This is a genomic window from Streptomyces yangpuensis (assembly GCF_001005295.1).
GTDB classification, from domain to species: Bacteria; Actinomycetota; Actinomycetes; order Streptomycetales; family Streptomycetaceae; genus Streptomyces; species Streptomyces yangpuensis.
In genome coordinates, this window is record NZ_LBMK01000003.1 from 639,088 (window position 1) to 653,535 (window position 14,448).

Sequence of the window (14,448 nt, forward strand, 5' to 3'; positions counted from 1 at the left end):
GTATTCGAGGTCCGCGAACCCGACATCAGGTTCGTCAGAACCTGCGTCCCCATGTCGAACTTCATCCCACACTCCCCCGTGCTCTCGAACGGCCGTCAATCGGCCATCAGTATGACCAGTTCTACCAACATACATCGCACCTGCAACGTGCAACGGTGTAGTTGTGGCGGACTCATGACAATCCGCCAGCCATCTTCACGATCCCTTCAGATGCCTCGTCAGCCGCTCGAAGTCCGCCCACCCGGCCAGGTCCGACGGATCCCCGGCCAGCGGGTAGTAGTAGCCGGGACGGGACTTGGGGCCCAGTCGCACCGGCGCCTCGGCCAGCGGCGTGCGCCGGGCCCGGTCGTCCGGCATGCCGCGGACCTCCTCCGCGCCCAGGACGAAGGCCAGCGGCACCCCCGGCCCTTCGAAGCGCGGCGGTACCAGCAGGTCACGGCGGGCTTTGCGGAGCTGTACGAGCATCGACTGGAGGCGGTGCCGGGTGACGAGGGCCTCCGCGACCCGGGGCAGCGCGTCCAGGGGCGGCTCCTCGCCGTCGCCGTAGCCCAGGGCCATCGTCACGGTCTCCTCGACGCCCGCCTTCGTACGGCTCACCCGCACCGTGGCGAGACCGGGCCGGTCCGGGCCGCCCACCACCACGAACCACGTCGGCTCGGGGGCCCGCGCGAACGCCACGTCGGTCAGCCGGCCCGGTGACCAGGGCAGGTTCGCGGGCTCGGCGGTGCCCCAGCCCGCCGGCGGGGCGTCCGTCAGTTCGCGCCACACCGTCTCCAGGGCCCCGCCGAGCACCAGCCGGTCGTCCGCGGGGTGGATGGTGCGGAAGGTGAGGGCCAGCTGCCGCTGCGCCGTCTCCGCGACCTCCTGGTACGAGGCGGCGACCGGCGTCCGCGGGTCCTCCTCGGTGGCGTCCTCGGCGACGACCGTGGCGAACATGCCCTCCTGCCAGCGCAGTACCGCGCCCGAGAGGCCGTCGTAGTAGCCCGCCCGCTGGTCCTGCACGACCCACCGCGAGGGCCACTCCGGCATGTTCGCCAGTACCGCCGGGGACAGCACCGTCCCGGGCGGGGTGACGATCTGAAGGCCCCGCTCGGCCGCCGCGGCGGCCCGGAAGGCGTCGGAGAGCCAGGCCGTCATCGCGACGACCGGCCGGTCCATGATGACCACGGCGACGTTGGGGGTCAGCACGTCGACGGCCGGCTGCGCCGCGGCCGGCGTCGGCGCCACGCCGATGCCGTCGCTCTCCACCACCGCCACCGACCGCGCGGCCTCCGGCGGCCAGGCGCTCCCGCCGGCGAGCGAGGCCAGGCGGGCCGCGAAGGTGCCCGCGAGGCGCTCGGCCTCGGGTACGCCGGTGGTGGCGCGGGCCTCGGTCCACCAGTAGGGGACGCGCGGCGGGGTGGCGCCGAGCAGCCGCTCCGCCTCCCCCTCGACCTGCACCAGCAGGGGCGCCTCGACCGAGACCAGCGGCCGCCCCTGCTCGTCGCAGAGCTGGATCACCGCCCCGTCACCGGCCGTGTCCACCAGCTTGTCGGGGCCGCCGGACAGCAGTCCCGCCAGCACCGTCCAGGGAGCGGGCATCCGCTGGGTCAGAGCTACGACGTCCTTGGTCATACGGTTCTGCGGCCCTTCACTGCGAGGTGTACACGGTCTGGACGAGGCGGTTGGACTGGCCCCTGCGGACGAGGACGCCGCGGCCGGCGGGCTGCAGGGAGGCGTACACCCCCGGGAACAGCTGGCCCTCGCCCCGGTCGCCCGCCATGACGATCGCCGAGGCGCCCGATTCGCGCAGGCCCTGCACCAGCGGCTCGTACATCCCGCGCGAGGCGCCCGCGACACGGCGGGTCAGCACGAAGTGCAGGCCGATGTCCGCCGCCGACGGGATGTACGGGACGAACGGGGCCAGCGGTGACTGTCCCGCGGTGGTCAGCACGTCGTAGTCGTCGACGAGGACCACGATCCGCGGGCCGCCGCCCCAGCTGCCCGGTTCCAGGTCCTCCAGCGGGGCGCTGTCGTCGGGCATCCGCCGTTCCAGCTCGCCGGCGATGCCCGCGGCCAGCCCGGCGCACATCTTGGCGTTGTAGGCGTAGCCGCCGTTGAACTCCTCCGGGACCACACCGCGCAGGCTGCGCCGCGGGTCCATGATCGCGAAGACCAGTTCGTCCTCGCCGTAGCGCTCGATGAGACCGGCGGCGACCGTCTTGAGCAGGTTCGTCTTGCCGCACTCGCTGTCGCCCATGACCAGCAGGTGCTGGTCGTGGTGGAACAGGTCGAGCAGTACGGGAGCCAGCGCGGTCTGGTCGAGCCCGATCGGCACCCGCTTCGGCTCGGCGACCGGGCCCGGCAGCAGGTGCGGCTCCACCACGTGCGGCAGCACCCGGACCGGCTGGGCGGCGTCTCCGCTCCAGGTGGCGCGGATCGTGCGGGCCGTGCGTTCCAGGACGGAGCCCAGTTCCGAGGTGTCGGTGAGCCCGTCCGTGCGGGGCAGCGCCACCTGCGCGAAGAGCTTGCCGTCGGTGAGGACACGGCCCGGCTCGTCGGGCGAGAGGGTCTCGGCGAGCTTGCGCTCGATGCTGGACTCGCTCGGGTCGTTCAGACGCAGCTCGACGCGGGTGCCGAAGTTCGACTGGACGGCGATGCGGACGTCGTTCCAGCGGAGCATGCCCGCGACGACGTGGACGCCGTAGCCGCCGCCGCGCTTGAGGATGTCGACGACGGCGTCATCGAGCTCCTCGAAGTCGTCGCGCAGCGCGCCGAACCCGTCGATGACCAGGACGATCTCGGCGGAGGCCAGCTGCGGCAGCCGGCCGGCCGCGTGCAGGGTGCGCAGCTGCTCGACGGAGTCGATGCCGTGCTCGCGGAAGAGGTCCTCGCGCAGGGCGAGCATGGTGCGTACCTCTTCGACGGTGCGGGCCGCGCGCTCCCGGTCGGCGCGTCCCGCGATCCCGCCCACGTGCGGCAGCCCGGACAGGGCCTGCAGGCCGCCGCCGACCAGGTCGAGGCCGTAGACGCCGACCTCCTGCGGGGTGTGGGTCAGGGCGAGCGAGAGGACCAGGGTCCGCAGCAGGGTGGTCTTGCCGGACTGCGGACCGCCGATGACGGCGACATGGCCGCCCGCGACGGTGAGGTCGAGGTACCACTGGCCCTGCCACTGCCTGGTCGGGTCGTCGAGCAGGCCGAGCGGCACCACGAGCCGGTCGCGGCGCGCGGTGAGCTGCATGCCGCGCACGCCCACGTCGAGGGGGCCCGCGACGGAGTCCAGGGCGATCGCGCCGGGCAGTGGCGGCAGCCAGATGCGGCGCACCGGGCCCGCGGCGTGCTCCAGCTGCTCGACGATGACGCCCATCTCGGTGGGGCCGGTCTCGCGGCGGCGCGCCGAGGGCTCCGGGCCGCCCGTCCTCTCCGGCTCGGACAGAGAGTTGAACGCCCCGTACTCCAGAGCGAGCGGTCCGCTGTCCTCGTCCTCGGCGCGCTGCACGGGGCCCCGGTAGGCGCCGGAGACGTAGCTCGCCTTGAAGCGCTCGTAGTGGCTGGTGTCGACCTTGAGGTAGCCGAAGCCGGGCAGCGGCGGGAGGTGGAAGGCGTCGGTGGTGTCCAGGACGGTGCGGGACTCGTCGGCGGAGAAGGTGCGCAGGCCCAGGCGGTACGAGAGGTAGGTGTCCAGGCCCTTGAGCTTGCCGCCCTCGATGCGCTGGCTGGACAGCAGCAGGTGCACGCCGATGGACCGGCCGATACGGCCGATGGACAGGAACAGGTCGATGAAGTCGGGTTTGGCGGTGAGCAGTTCGCCGAACTCGTCGATCACGACGAACAGGTGCGGGAGCGGGTCCAGATCGGGCCGGCGGTCGGCGCGCAGCGCGGCGTAGTCGCCGATGTCGGCGACGTTGCCGGCGTCCTTGAGGACCTGCTGGCGGCGCTTGACCTCGCCGGCGAGGGAGGCGTGGACGCGCTCGACGAGACCGGCCTGGTTCTCCAGGTTGGTGATGACACCGGCGACGTGCGGGAGGCCGGCGAAGGGTGCGAAGGTCGCACCGCCCTTGTAGTCGACGAGGACCAGGGCGAGGTCCTCCGGCGGGTGCGTGGCCACCAGGGCGAGGACGAGGGTGCGCAGCAGCTCGGACTTTCCGGAGCCGGTCGCGCCGACGCACAGGCCGTGCGGGCCCATGCCCAGCTCGGAGGATTCCTTCAGGTCCAGCAGTACGGGCTCGCGGGCGTCGCTGATGCCGATGGGGACGCGCAGGAAGGCGCGTTCGCCGCGCGGGGCCCACAGGCTCGCGAGGTCCAGGCGGGCGACGTCGTCGATGCCGAGCAGGTCGGCGAAGTCGACGGGGCCGGACAGCGGGGCGTCGATGAGGGACTCGGCGGACAGGCGCAGCGGGGCGAGCATCCGGGCCAGGCCCTCGGCGAAGGGGATGCCGACCTCGTCCACGGTGCCGTGGGCGCTGATGGGTTCGTCCTGGCGCAGGTCCTCGATGAGCACCCGGTCGCCGTCGACGGTGATCCGTACGCCGACGTGGCCGGGCTCCTGGATGCGCTGTTCGAGGAGGTGGAGGACGGTGACGCCCATCTCGCGCAGGCCGACCGCCTCGTCGGGGCGCGGCAGTTCGACGGCGTCCTCGCCGTGCCCGTCGGTCACGACCAGCAGCCGGGACGTCATGGACAGGGCGTCCTTGCCGGACAGTCCGCGGCGCACCTCGGCGGCGTAGGAGGCGCGGCGGCGCAGCTCCGGGCCGATCTGCCGGGCGAGCTGGCCGGGGGAGGGGGCGATGCGGCGGGCGGCGACGGGGCCGTCGAGCTGTTCGGTGTCCAGGAGGTGCGGCATCCACTTGGCCCACTCCCAGTCGGGGAGCCGGTCGCCGGGCACGGCGAGCGCGATCGCCACGTCGTCGGGGGCGTGCATGGCGGCAGCCTGGACCAGCAGGGCGCGGGCGACGCGCAGGCAGTCCTCGCGGGGGCCGATGACGCTGATGTTGCCGATGCGGTCCAGTGGCACGGTGAGGGGCAGCTCGGTGCCGTTGCGGAAGCGGGCGGTGAGCGCCGAGGCCTCGTTCAGCATGAACTGGTCGGGCGGGGTGAGGACGGTGGAGCCCTGCTGGCCGATCTGCAGGTCGCGGACCGGCATCTCGCCGGTGCCGACGCGCACGCGCAGGAAGTCCCCGTCGGTGCGGCGGCGCTCCCACAGCCGGGCCGGGTCGCGGACGATGTCGTACAGGGCGTGCGGCGGCGGGTTGAGCACGTCGGCGTGCTCGCCGCGTTCGCGTTCCTCGGCGGAGAGCTCCTCGCGCAGGTCCTCCAGGTAGGCGAGGTAGGCCTCGCGCTGGGTGCGGCGGGTGCGCTGGGCCTTGCCGCGCTGGGAGAAGACGAGCGCGACCGAGCCGACGATGGTGACGACGAGGATCAGCGCGCCGAGCGCGGCGAACTGGCTGTTGCGGACGACTGTCATCATCACGACGGACGACATGACGCCGGCCACGGGCAGCAGCGACATCGCGATGCTGCCCGCCTTCCCCTCGGGGAGGTTGGGCGGGGCCTCGATGGTGCGCGCCTCGGGGGGCGCCGGCGGCCTGACGGTCCGCGCCGGGCGGTGGATCAGTCGGGTACTCATCGTCAGTGGCGCTTCTGGGAGAGCTGGAAGACGTCCGCGGCGAGCCGGGCGGCGGTCTGCCGGGTCGAGTGGGCGAGCAGTTCGGTGCGGATGTGGCCGCCGTCGGCGAGGTGGCGGTCGTACGGCAGGACGTGGACGCTCGGTCCGGCCGCCTCCAGGGTGCGTACGGCGTCGGCGAGGTCGACCCCGGAGTGCGGCGCCTGCTCGGTGATGACGACGCAGGTGCCGGCCAGCATGTGCGGCGGCAGGCCCTTCATCCACTGCAGGACGGCGAAGGTGCTGCTGACGCCGTCCAGGGTGGCGGGGGTGGTCAGTACGCGGGCCTGGGAGGCGGAGAGCGCGACGCGGGCGACCTCGGCGGGGAGGGTCTCGCAGTCGACGACGGTGACGCCGAAGTAGCGGCGCAGCGCGACCATGGCCCGTTCGTAGGCGCGGGTGTCGAGCATCGCGCCGATCTGGCCCTGGCTGCCGGGCAGCAGCCAGGCGTTGTCGCGGAGCTGGACGAGGTAGCCGGTGATGTCGAGCAGCGACATCTGGGGCTCGACGATGTCCGCGACGTCGCCGGTGGTCCAGCGCAGGCTCTCGGCGCCGAGCCGGATGGGCAGGGAGCCGAGGGCCGGGTCGGCCTCGACGAAGAGGACGGGGTCCTGGCGGTAGTGCGCGTAGGTGGTGCCGAGCAGGGCGGCGACCGTGGACTTGCCGGCGCCGCCGCGGATGGAGGTGACGGCGATCTGGCGGCCGGTGGTCACGGGCTGCTGGAGCAGTTCGGCGGCGCGGGTGGCTTCGGCGACCTCCCGGGCGGCCGAGGAGGAAACGGTTCTCCGTACGGCGCGCAGGGCGCGGGCGCCGAACGGCTCGCCGTGCCGGGGCTTGCGGCCGGTTCCGGAGAGCTGCCGGTCCACCGCGGGCCTGGAGTCCGGGGTGGTACGGGTGCGCTGCCCGTGGCCGGCGGCGTACGCGGCCTGGGGCTGCTGGGCCTGGGCCTCCGGGTACGGCCGGGCCTGCGGCGGGACGCCGCCCTGGGGGCCGGCGGGCGCCGCGGCGGCCGTGCCCGGTCCCTGCTGCGGGTACCCGTACGCGGGAGCCGGGGCGGGAGCGTGCCCACCGGGGCCGGCCGCCGGACGCTGCGCCGCGCCTGCGCCCTGCGCTCCGGTGGACTGCGGCCCGGCGCCCGGGGCGGGGGCCTGCGCGGCGGGACCCGCGGCCGGCCGCTGGTGCGGCCCGGCCGGCCCCTGGGCCGGAGGCTGTGCCTGGGCCGGGGGCTGCCCCTGGGCCGGGGGCTGTGCCGGCGCCGGAGGCTGTGCACCGCCCTTGAGGTCGCGCAGGACGTCGCCCTGCCAGTTCTCTGCGTTCGGCATGTCTGCCCCTGCCCCTCTTCCTCAGAACTTGTTGAGCAGCTGCCCGTACACGCCGAACACCCCGACGGCGAGCGGGAAGAGCCCCACCATGCCCACCGATTCGATGAGGTCGGCCGTGCGCCGCAGCCGGACCCGCACGTGGTCCGGCGGCTGCACCGCGAGGACCAGCAGCGGCAGCAGCGCGGCCAGGACCAGGACGGCGAGGGGCCCGGCGCCCCCGTCGTGCCCGGTCCACAGGATCACCAGGCGTACGACGAGCAGGGCCGCGGCGGCGAACAGCGCGACCACCTCGGCCACCAGCGGGAAGGCGCGCGCCCGCGACAGCAGGACGACCGCGACGAGCGACGGCAGCGCGACCGTCCACACGGAGGGCTTCTCGGCCAGCGTCAGCAGCCAGCCGGCGCCCGCCGCCGAGGCGGCGGTGACGATGGTGGCGAGGGCGAGCCCGCGGTGCGTGGCGGCGAGCGCGTTGCCCACCTCGTGGCGGCTGACGGAGGCGCCGCCCGAGCGGCGGTCGTCGAGGGCGGTGAGTCCGGAGGCCATCAGGGCCAGCCTCGGCAGCAGGCCGAGCAGCACCACGGAGACGAGGGCCATGACCGCGCCGAGCCTGGCCGGGTCGCCCTGGACGGCGGCGACGGCCTCCCACAGGGCGGTGATCACGGCGGTGGCCACGGCGCCGAAGAGCCCGCCGCGGCCGAGCGGGGAGAAGTAGCCGAGCAGGGCCAGCGTCAGGACGAGCGCGCCCGCGACGGCGGCGAGCCGCGCGGTGCCCGGCCAGCCGTGGGCGTCCGCGGCGGTCCAGGCGGTGAGGACGCCGAGTCCGCCGGAGGCGAGCAGGAGCGCCGTCGCCAGGCCCCGGTTGCCCTGGCCGACCCGTGAGACGAGGGCGCCGGACGCCATCAGGACGAGTGTGACGACGGCCAGGGCCGCGGCCAGCGACTCCAGGGCGAACTCGCGGCGGGCGAGCAGTGCGGCGGTCACCGTGAAGGCGACGGTCGCCACGCCCGCGCTGCCCCGCCGGGCGGCGGGACGCCAGCGCCACGCCTGGAGGTCGAGGTCGTCCGAGACCAGGTCGGTGACGTCGTGGACCACCGGAGCGGGCGGTGCGGAATGGCTCCTGACCAGGCGCAGAACGGCACCGTCGGCTATCCCGGCCGTCGCCAGCGTGCTGTCGTGCGGCAGCGCTGAACCGTCCGGCGCGATCAGCTGACGGGTCAGCGGGCGCGAGGCGGTCCGGTCGTCGAGCAGCTGCAGTATGTCCGGCAGCAGTTGACCGATCGGCGTGTCGGACGGCAGGACCATGTCGGCCCGGCGCCGCTCGCCGATCAGGGTCACCCGGCTCAGTTGCGCCCGGGAAGTCGTTGCTGTGCTCACCACTTGCGGGAACCTATCATCGCGGGTTTGCGACCTTTCGGGGCCAAGGGGACATGACGCTGCTGCCGGACCGTGAACTCTCCCGGATCTGCACGACTGATGCTTCTTCCGCTACGAATGCACCGGCTAGGGCGACTTGGCCGAGTGCGAGGCGGAGGGCTGTGACGTCTTCGACGGTGTGGAGGATGCCGACGGCTTCGCCGCCGACGGGTTCGCCGGGGCGGAGGGCCGGGGGGACGCGCCGGGCTGGTCGAGCGGCTGCAGCCGGCCCTGCTGCTGTTGTTGCTTCTGCTGCTCGGCCTTCTGCTTGGCGAGCGTGTGCTGGACGAAGGACCAGCCGACGCAACCCGCGCACAGGACGGCCGCGATGGCGATGCCCGCGAACAGCTTCCCGAGCCGTTCGTCCGCCGTGCGCCGCGCCCGCTGGGCGCCGAAGAGCAGGGCGTCCCTCATCCTGCGGCGGCGTACCGCCACCGACTCCAGAAGCTGGCTGTCGTAGTCCCGTGCCATCTGTCGTCCGTCGCCCCCGGTCCCGGCTCGTCGAGCGCCTGTCACCGCTCCAGGGCACGGCTCCTGAGTGTGTGCCAATGCCGGGCCCCGTGTTTTGCCTCTGCAACATAGAGCATGTGTGCGGATCCGGCACATCCGAACCGGGGAGCGGACCGGGTGCCTGAGCGTGGGGCGGACCGGGTGCCTGACCGTGGAGCGGACCGGGCGGACGCGGCCCGCCGTCGCGATCCCCAAGGAGCGGTCACCGCCGGAACTCCCTTCGTAGCGTGGGCCCTTCGGGACCGCCTCCGCCGTCCCGCGCCCCGCACACACCAGGGAGAGGCACATGACCGGTCAGGCAGCGCAGCAGCAGGGCAACCAGCGGCCGGGCGCTGCTGCGCGAGGTGCTGCGCCGGGCCCGCGAGGCCGGGGTGTCGGGCGCCCAGCTGGAGACCGCGTACGACAACACGGTCGCGCAGGGGCTGTACGAGGCGGAGGGCTTTGTCCGTGAGCAGTTCCACGTGTACTTCCACGACCTCGGCGCAGGGACTTTCGCCGGGGCGTGAAACATTTCCCGGCCGCCGTCGCGTCAGGGGAGTGAGACGGACGCGAGGGGGAGTGGATGCGACAGGGCCGCAGAGACGGGTTCCGTGAATTCGCGGCAGGCCGGTCGGGGCACCTGTACCGGTCGGCATGTCTGCTGGCGAGCGGTGACACGCACCTCGCGGAGGACCTGGTGCAGGAGACCCTGGGCCGGATGTACCTGCACTGGGGCCGGATCTCCCGCGTGGACAATCCGGCGGCGTACGCACAGACGGTGCTCGTACGGGCCTACCTGACGCACCGGCGTCGCCGGTCGGCGGGGGAGCGCCCGGTCGGCGAGCTGCCGGACACCTCGGCGGTGGCGGCCGGCGGCGGTGATCCGGCGCTGCGGATGACCCTGCTGCAGGCGCTGGGGCGGCTGGCTCCCAAGGACCGGGCGGTGCTGGTGCTGCGCTACTGGGAGGACCGCAGCGTCGAGGAGACCGCCGACGCGATGAACGTCAGCTCGGCGGCGGTCCGTACCCGCTGCTCGCGGGCGCTGGCCCGGCTGCGGGAGCAGCTGGGCGGCAGCCTCTCCGCCTTCGCGGAATTCTGAGGGCGCCGGACCGCCCGCGCCCCCCACGGCCCCTCCCCACCCCTGAAACGGAAGGTGTAGTTCCTCATGCCCTTTGAAGATGATCTCGGCGCGGCCCTCCGGCGGACGGGGGAGGACTTCACGATCGACCGGCACGCCCTGGTGGACGCGGGCGAGGAGCGCGGCCGGCGGCTGGTGGCCCGCCGCCGGGCCGCGGTGATCGGGGGATCCGCACTGGCCCTGGCCCTGATCGCGACCGCGGGCGCCTACACCGGGGGCCTCCTCGACGGCCCGGGCGGCGCGGACGGGGTCCAGGTCGCGGCGCAGCCGACACCGACCGGCGGGACCGGCGGGACCGGCGGCGCGCCGGACGCCGGGGCCGGGAAGGGGCGGACCGGCAGCGGCGCGGTCAGCGCGGAGCGGATGATGGCCAATCTGGAGAAGGCTCTGGCGGTCGAGGGCGGGAAGCTGGAGGCCAGGGCGGGGCGCGGCACGGAGAGCGAGGGCGGCGCGGCCGTCTCCGGCGTGTACGACGACGGGAAGGGCAAGGCGGCCATCAGCGTCAGCCTCTCCCGCGTGGACCCCCTGGGCAGCCAGGCCGGCCAGCTGACGCAGTGCGGGGACAAGGCCGTCCAGGGCTACGACGACTGCCGGACCGAGCGACTGCCGGACGGCTCGAAGCTGCTGATCTTCAAGGGGTACGAGTACGCCGACCGCCGGGCGGACACCAAGTGCTGGCGGGCCGTGCTCGTCACCCCGGCGGGCTTCCTCGTCGAGGCCTCCGAGTGGAACGCCCCTGCGGAGAAGGACGCGGCCGTCACGCGGCCCGACCCGCCGCTGGGCAGTGCGCAGTTGAAGACCCTGGTCACCTCGCAGGTCTGGCGCCCGGCGCTGAACGACCTGCCGCCCGCCGAGCCCGATCCGGTGCAGCCGGGCGGCGGATCGGCCACGCCGCTGAAGGACCGCAGCGCCGCCGACGCGCTGGAGTCGCTGCTGGTCCCGGTCGGAATCCCGATCCTCTCCCGGGGCGGGGAGGGCTCGTACGGATACGCCGTGCTCGACGACGGCAAGGGCTACTCCCTGGTCCAGCTCAATGTCAGCAAGGGCGAGAGCACCTTGGACTTCGCCGGCGCCGACGTCACCACCGAGTCCGACGGCACGAAGGTCAAGATCACGCAGGGTTCCGCCGGGAAGGGCGAGGGCGTGGTCCAGTGGACCGTGGACACGCTGCGCGAGAACGGCCTGCGGGTGACGGTGTCCGCCTTCAACACCGGCAACCAGAACGGCGCCCCGACCCGCAGGACGCCCGCTCCCACACTGGAGCAGCTGAAGGGGATCGCACTCGCGCCGGGCTGGAACCGCGACCGCAACTAAAAAAGGCAACGTGATCATTTGGCGTCGGCGTAGCACTCCACGACCGCGATCGTGAACGGGAACCGGACCGGGGTGTCGCCGAAGGCGATCCGGCCGGCCCGGTCGCCGGCGGCGCGGATCGCCTCCACCACCGCCTCGGCCTCCTCGGCCGGGCAGTGCACCATCACCTCGTCGTGCTGGAAGAAAACCAGCTCCGCGCGCATCCCGGCGGTCGCCTGCCGCAGGGCCGCGAGCAGCAGCAGGGCCCAGTCGGCGGCGCTGCCCTGGACGACGAAGTTGCGGGTGAACCGGCCACGGGCCCGGCTGTTGGTGGAGGCGTAGCTCGGCGTCCAGCTCTCGTCCCGGTCCTGCCGGGTCCCGGCCTCGCCCTCCGGTTCCCCCTCGCCCGGGTCGACGCCGCCGTCGCCGGCCTCGTACCCCTCGCCGGAGCCGGCGGGCGGCGGGCAGGTGCGGCCGAGCCAGGTGCGGACGAGCCGGCCCTCCTCCCCGGCCTTCGCCGCGTCGTCCACGTACGCCACGGCCCGGGGGAACCGGCGGCGGAGCGCGGCCAGGTTCTTCAGGCCGTCCCCGGAGGTCTGCCCGTACACGGCGCCGAGAACGGCGATCTTGGCCTGTTCCCGGTCGCCGGAGAAGCCCTGGCGGGAGACGGAGGTGTAGAGGTCCTCGGGCCGGCCGGCCACCTCCATGAAGGCGGGGTCGCGGGAGATCGCGGCGAGCACGCGCGGTTCCATCTGGTCGGCGTCGGCGACGACGAGCCGCCAGCCCGGATCGGCGACGACGGCCCGGCGGATCACCTTGGGGATCTGCAGGGCCCCGCCGCCGTTGGTGACCCAGCGGCCGGTGAGCGTGCCGCCGGGGACGAACTCCGGGCGGAACCGGCCTTCGTGGACCCAGTCGCCCAGCCAGGACCAGCCGTGGGCGGTGTAGATCCGGTACAGCTTCTTGTACTCGATCAACGGCTCCACGGCGGGATGGTCCAGCTCCTGGATCTCCCAGCGACGGGTGGACTTCAGCTTGATCCCGTCCTTGGCGAAGGCCCGGACGACCTCGGCGGGCAGGTCGGGGCGTACGCGCCGGCCGAAGGCCGCCGAGACGCGGTCGGCCAGCTCGGCGAGGCGCCTCGGCTCCCCGCCGCCCGCGTACCGCTCGCCGAGCAGCTCGGTCAGCAGGGCGCGGTGCACGTCGGCCCGCCAGGGCAGGCCGGCGCGGTGCATCTCGGCGGCGACGAGGAAGGCGGCCGACTCGGCGGCGACGAGCAGCCGCATCCGGCCGGGACGGTCGGTGGCGTCGAGCCGTCTCGCCTGGTCGGCGTGGACGGCGAGCAGGGCGTCCAGGGAGACCGGGGCGGGCTGCGGATCGAAGAGCGAGTCCTGGGCGCGGGGGTCGGCGGCGCGCTGCGGCGGATCGGGCGGTACGGGGGCGTCGTTCAGCCGCGCCCAGGCGGCGGCGGCCGAGCGGGGCTCGCCGGAGCGGCCCTCGTGGCCGAGGAGCAGCAGCTCGGCGTCCTCGATGTCGTGGCACCGCTCGACGCGGACGCCTGCCGCGAGCAGGCGCGGGTACACGGCGGCCGTGGAACGCCAGACCCAGCGGGTGCCGGGAGGGGCGGAGCGGATCGCGTCGGCGGGGTCCCGGACGCGGAGCGGTGCCGCGGCCGCGGGGCGCGCGGATACCGGGGGCACGGGTGCGGCGTGCCACCACCCGTCGCCGTCCTCGGCGAGGGCCCACCGGGGAGTGCGGTCGCTCATGGGTGCGAGTGTCCCACCGGGGTCCGACAGCGCCGGCGCGGCGGCCCGCGCCACCCCGGGCCCGCGGCCAGCCTGTCACCCGGCCTGGGGACACCACGGTGCCTCCCGTCCGGCACCGGCACCGGCACCGGGGCAGGAACGCGGCCCGTCCCGGGCGGGCGGGGGCGCGGGTGGCGGACATGCCAAGCTGAGAGGTGTGACAGACCTTGCCGAGACCGTCGACCGAGCCTTCGCCGCAGCCCTCCACGCCCAGGACGACGCCGGGCTGGACACCGGCGCCTCACTGCTCGCCGCCGATCAGGGACGCTGGTCCGGGGTGGGCCGGGAGCTGCTGGCGCGCGGGGAGGCGTACGTACGGCAGGGCTGGGAGCGGGGCTGGCGGCCGGCCGACGTGCTGCGGCTGGTCCGCCGGGACCTCGACGAGCGGCACCTGCGGATCACCGGGGACCTGATCGCCGCCGAGGCGCGCCGCTACGCCCGGCTGCCGGAGCGCTGGACCACCGCCGAGGTGTGGTGGAAGGGCGACGAGGAGTACGCCGACGCCCTCGCGCGGCGGGAGCGGGCCGACCGGTTCACCCTGGCCACCGCCTTCCTGGAGGTGCTGCGGCTGCTGATCCGGCTGCCCTCCGTCGAGCCGGTGGGGCCGCTGCCCGGCGACCCGGTCGACGCCCTCGCCGAGCACGCCCACATCGAGCCGCGCATGCTGGGCCGGATCCGGGCCCTGCTCGCCAAGGCCGAGGCGACCACCTACCCGGACGAGGCCGAGGCGCTGAGCGCCAAGGCCCAGGAGCTGATGGCCCGGCACACCGTCGACGAGGCCCTGCTCGCGGCGAGCGGCCAGCGCCCCGCCCAGCTGCCGACGGCCTGCCGGATCGGTGTCGAGCCGCCGTACGAGGAGGCGAAGGCGGTCCTGCTCGACGCGGTGGCCACCGCCAACCGCTGCCGGGCGGTGTGGAACAGCGGCTTCGAGTTCTCCACGGTGGTCGGCTTCGAGAGCGACCTGGAGGCGGTGGAGCTGCTGTACACCTCGCTCCTCGTGCAGGGAACGGCCGCGATGACCCGCGCGGAGGCCGCGCAGCGTTCCGGAGGACGCAAGCGGACGAAGACCTTCCGGCAGTCCTTCCTGCTCGCCTACGCCAGCCGGCTCGGCCACCGGCTCGCCGAGACGGCCGAGCACGCGGCGACGGAGGCCCCGGACAACCTGCCGGCCCTTGTGGCGTGCGACGTGGCGGTCACCTCCCGGGCCGAGGAGATGTTCCCGCGGACCACCACCACCCGGCTGCGCGGGGCCACCGACCACGCGGGCTGGGAGGACGGCACGGCGGCCGCCGACCGGGCCCACATGGCCGGCCGCCGCCGGCCGCTCCCCAACACCTAGGTGTGCCG

At 74.3% G+C, this 14,448-nt stretch carries 10 protein-coding genes; 4 read left to right on the top strand and 6 right to left on the bottom strand.

Annotation, left to right across the window (positions count from 1 at the left end):
- Positions 1-195: 195 nt before the first annotated feature.
- From AAT21_RS18200 to AAT21_RS35805, 5 genes are all read right to left on the bottom strand, one after another.
- The gene (locus AAT21_RS18200; protein WP_046777890.1) at positions 196-1,614 is read right to left on the bottom strand and encodes a DUF6177 family protein; all 1,419 of its coding nucleotides are present in this window, start codon (positions 1,612-1,614) and stop codon (positions 196-198) included.
- Between the two features lie 16 nt (positions 1,615-1,630).
- Positions 1,631-5,605: a type VII secretion protein EccCa gene (gene eccCa / locus AAT21_RS18205; RefSeq protein ID WP_046777891.1), complete on the bottom strand. Its 3,975-nt coding sequence runs from the start codon at positions 5,603-5,605 to the stop codon at positions 1,631-1,633.
- Positions 5,606-5,607: 2 nt separating this feature from the next.
- Positions 5,608-6,507, bottom strand: a complete 900-nt coding sequence (locus AAT21_RS18210; protein WP_063838133.1) for a MinD/ParA family ATP-binding protein — start codon at positions 6,505-6,507, stop codon at positions 5,608-5,610.
- 477 nt (positions 6,508-6,984) lie between these two features.
- Positions 6,985-8,340: a type VII secretion integral membrane protein EccD gene (gene eccD, locus AAT21_RS18215; RefSeq protein WP_046777893.1), complete on the bottom strand. Its 1,356-nt coding sequence runs from the start codon at positions 8,338-8,340 to the stop codon at positions 6,985-6,987.
- Positions 8,341-8,463: 123 nt separating this feature from the next.
- On the bottom strand, positions 8,464-8,847 hold the full coding sequence (locus AAT21_RS35805) for a hypothetical protein (RefSeq protein WP_079025778.1): 384 nt from the start codon (positions 8,845-8,847) through the stop codon (positions 8,464-8,466).
- Between the two features lie 374 nt (positions 8,848-9,221).
- On the opposite strand from AAT21_RS35805, the gene AAT21_RS18225 reads away from it, so the two are divergent.
- The 3 genes from AAT21_RS18225 to AAT21_RS18235 all read left to right on the top strand — a co-directional run bounded on the left by AAT21_RS18225 (position 9,222) and on the right by AAT21_RS18235 (position 11,317).
- Positions 9,222-9,392, top strand: coding sequence for an N-acetyltransferase (locus AAT21_RS18225; protein WP_268768187.1), 171 nt, complete (start codon positions 9,222-9,224; stop codon positions 9,390-9,392).
- 56 nt (positions 9,393-9,448) lie between these two features.
- The gene (locus AAT21_RS18230; protein ID WP_046777894.1) at positions 9,449-9,964 is read left to right on the top strand and encodes a SigE family RNA polymerase sigma factor; all 516 of its coding nucleotides are present in this window, start codon (positions 9,449-9,451) and stop codon (positions 9,962-9,964) included.
- Positions 9,965-10,030: 66 nt separating this feature from the next.
- Positions 10,031-11,317 carry a hypothetical protein gene (locus AAT21_RS18235; protein ID WP_046777895.1) on the top strand — a complete coding sequence of 429 codons (1,287 nt, stop codon included), beginning with the start codon at positions 10,031-10,033 and terminating at the stop codon, positions 11,315-11,317.
- A gap of 14 nt (positions 11,318-11,331) precedes the next feature.
- On the opposite strand, the gene AAT21_RS18240 is transcribed toward AAT21_RS18235, so the two are convergent.
- Complete coding sequence (locus tag AAT21_RS18240; protein WP_046777896.1) at positions 11,332-13,062, bottom strand: bifunctional 3'-5' exonuclease/DNA polymerase; 1,731 nt, start codon at positions 13,060-13,062, stop codon at positions 11,332-11,334.
- Between the two features lie 196 nt (positions 13,063-13,258).
- Here AAT21_RS18240 and AAT21_RS18245 point away from each other — a divergent pair, with 196 nt between their 5' ends.
- Positions 13,259-14,440: a DUF2786 domain-containing protein gene (locus tag AAT21_RS18245; RefSeq protein WP_046777897.1), complete on the top strand. Its 1,182-nt coding sequence runs from the start codon at positions 13,259-13,261 to the stop codon at positions 14,438-14,440.
- Positions 14,441-14,448 lie beyond the last annotated feature (8 nt).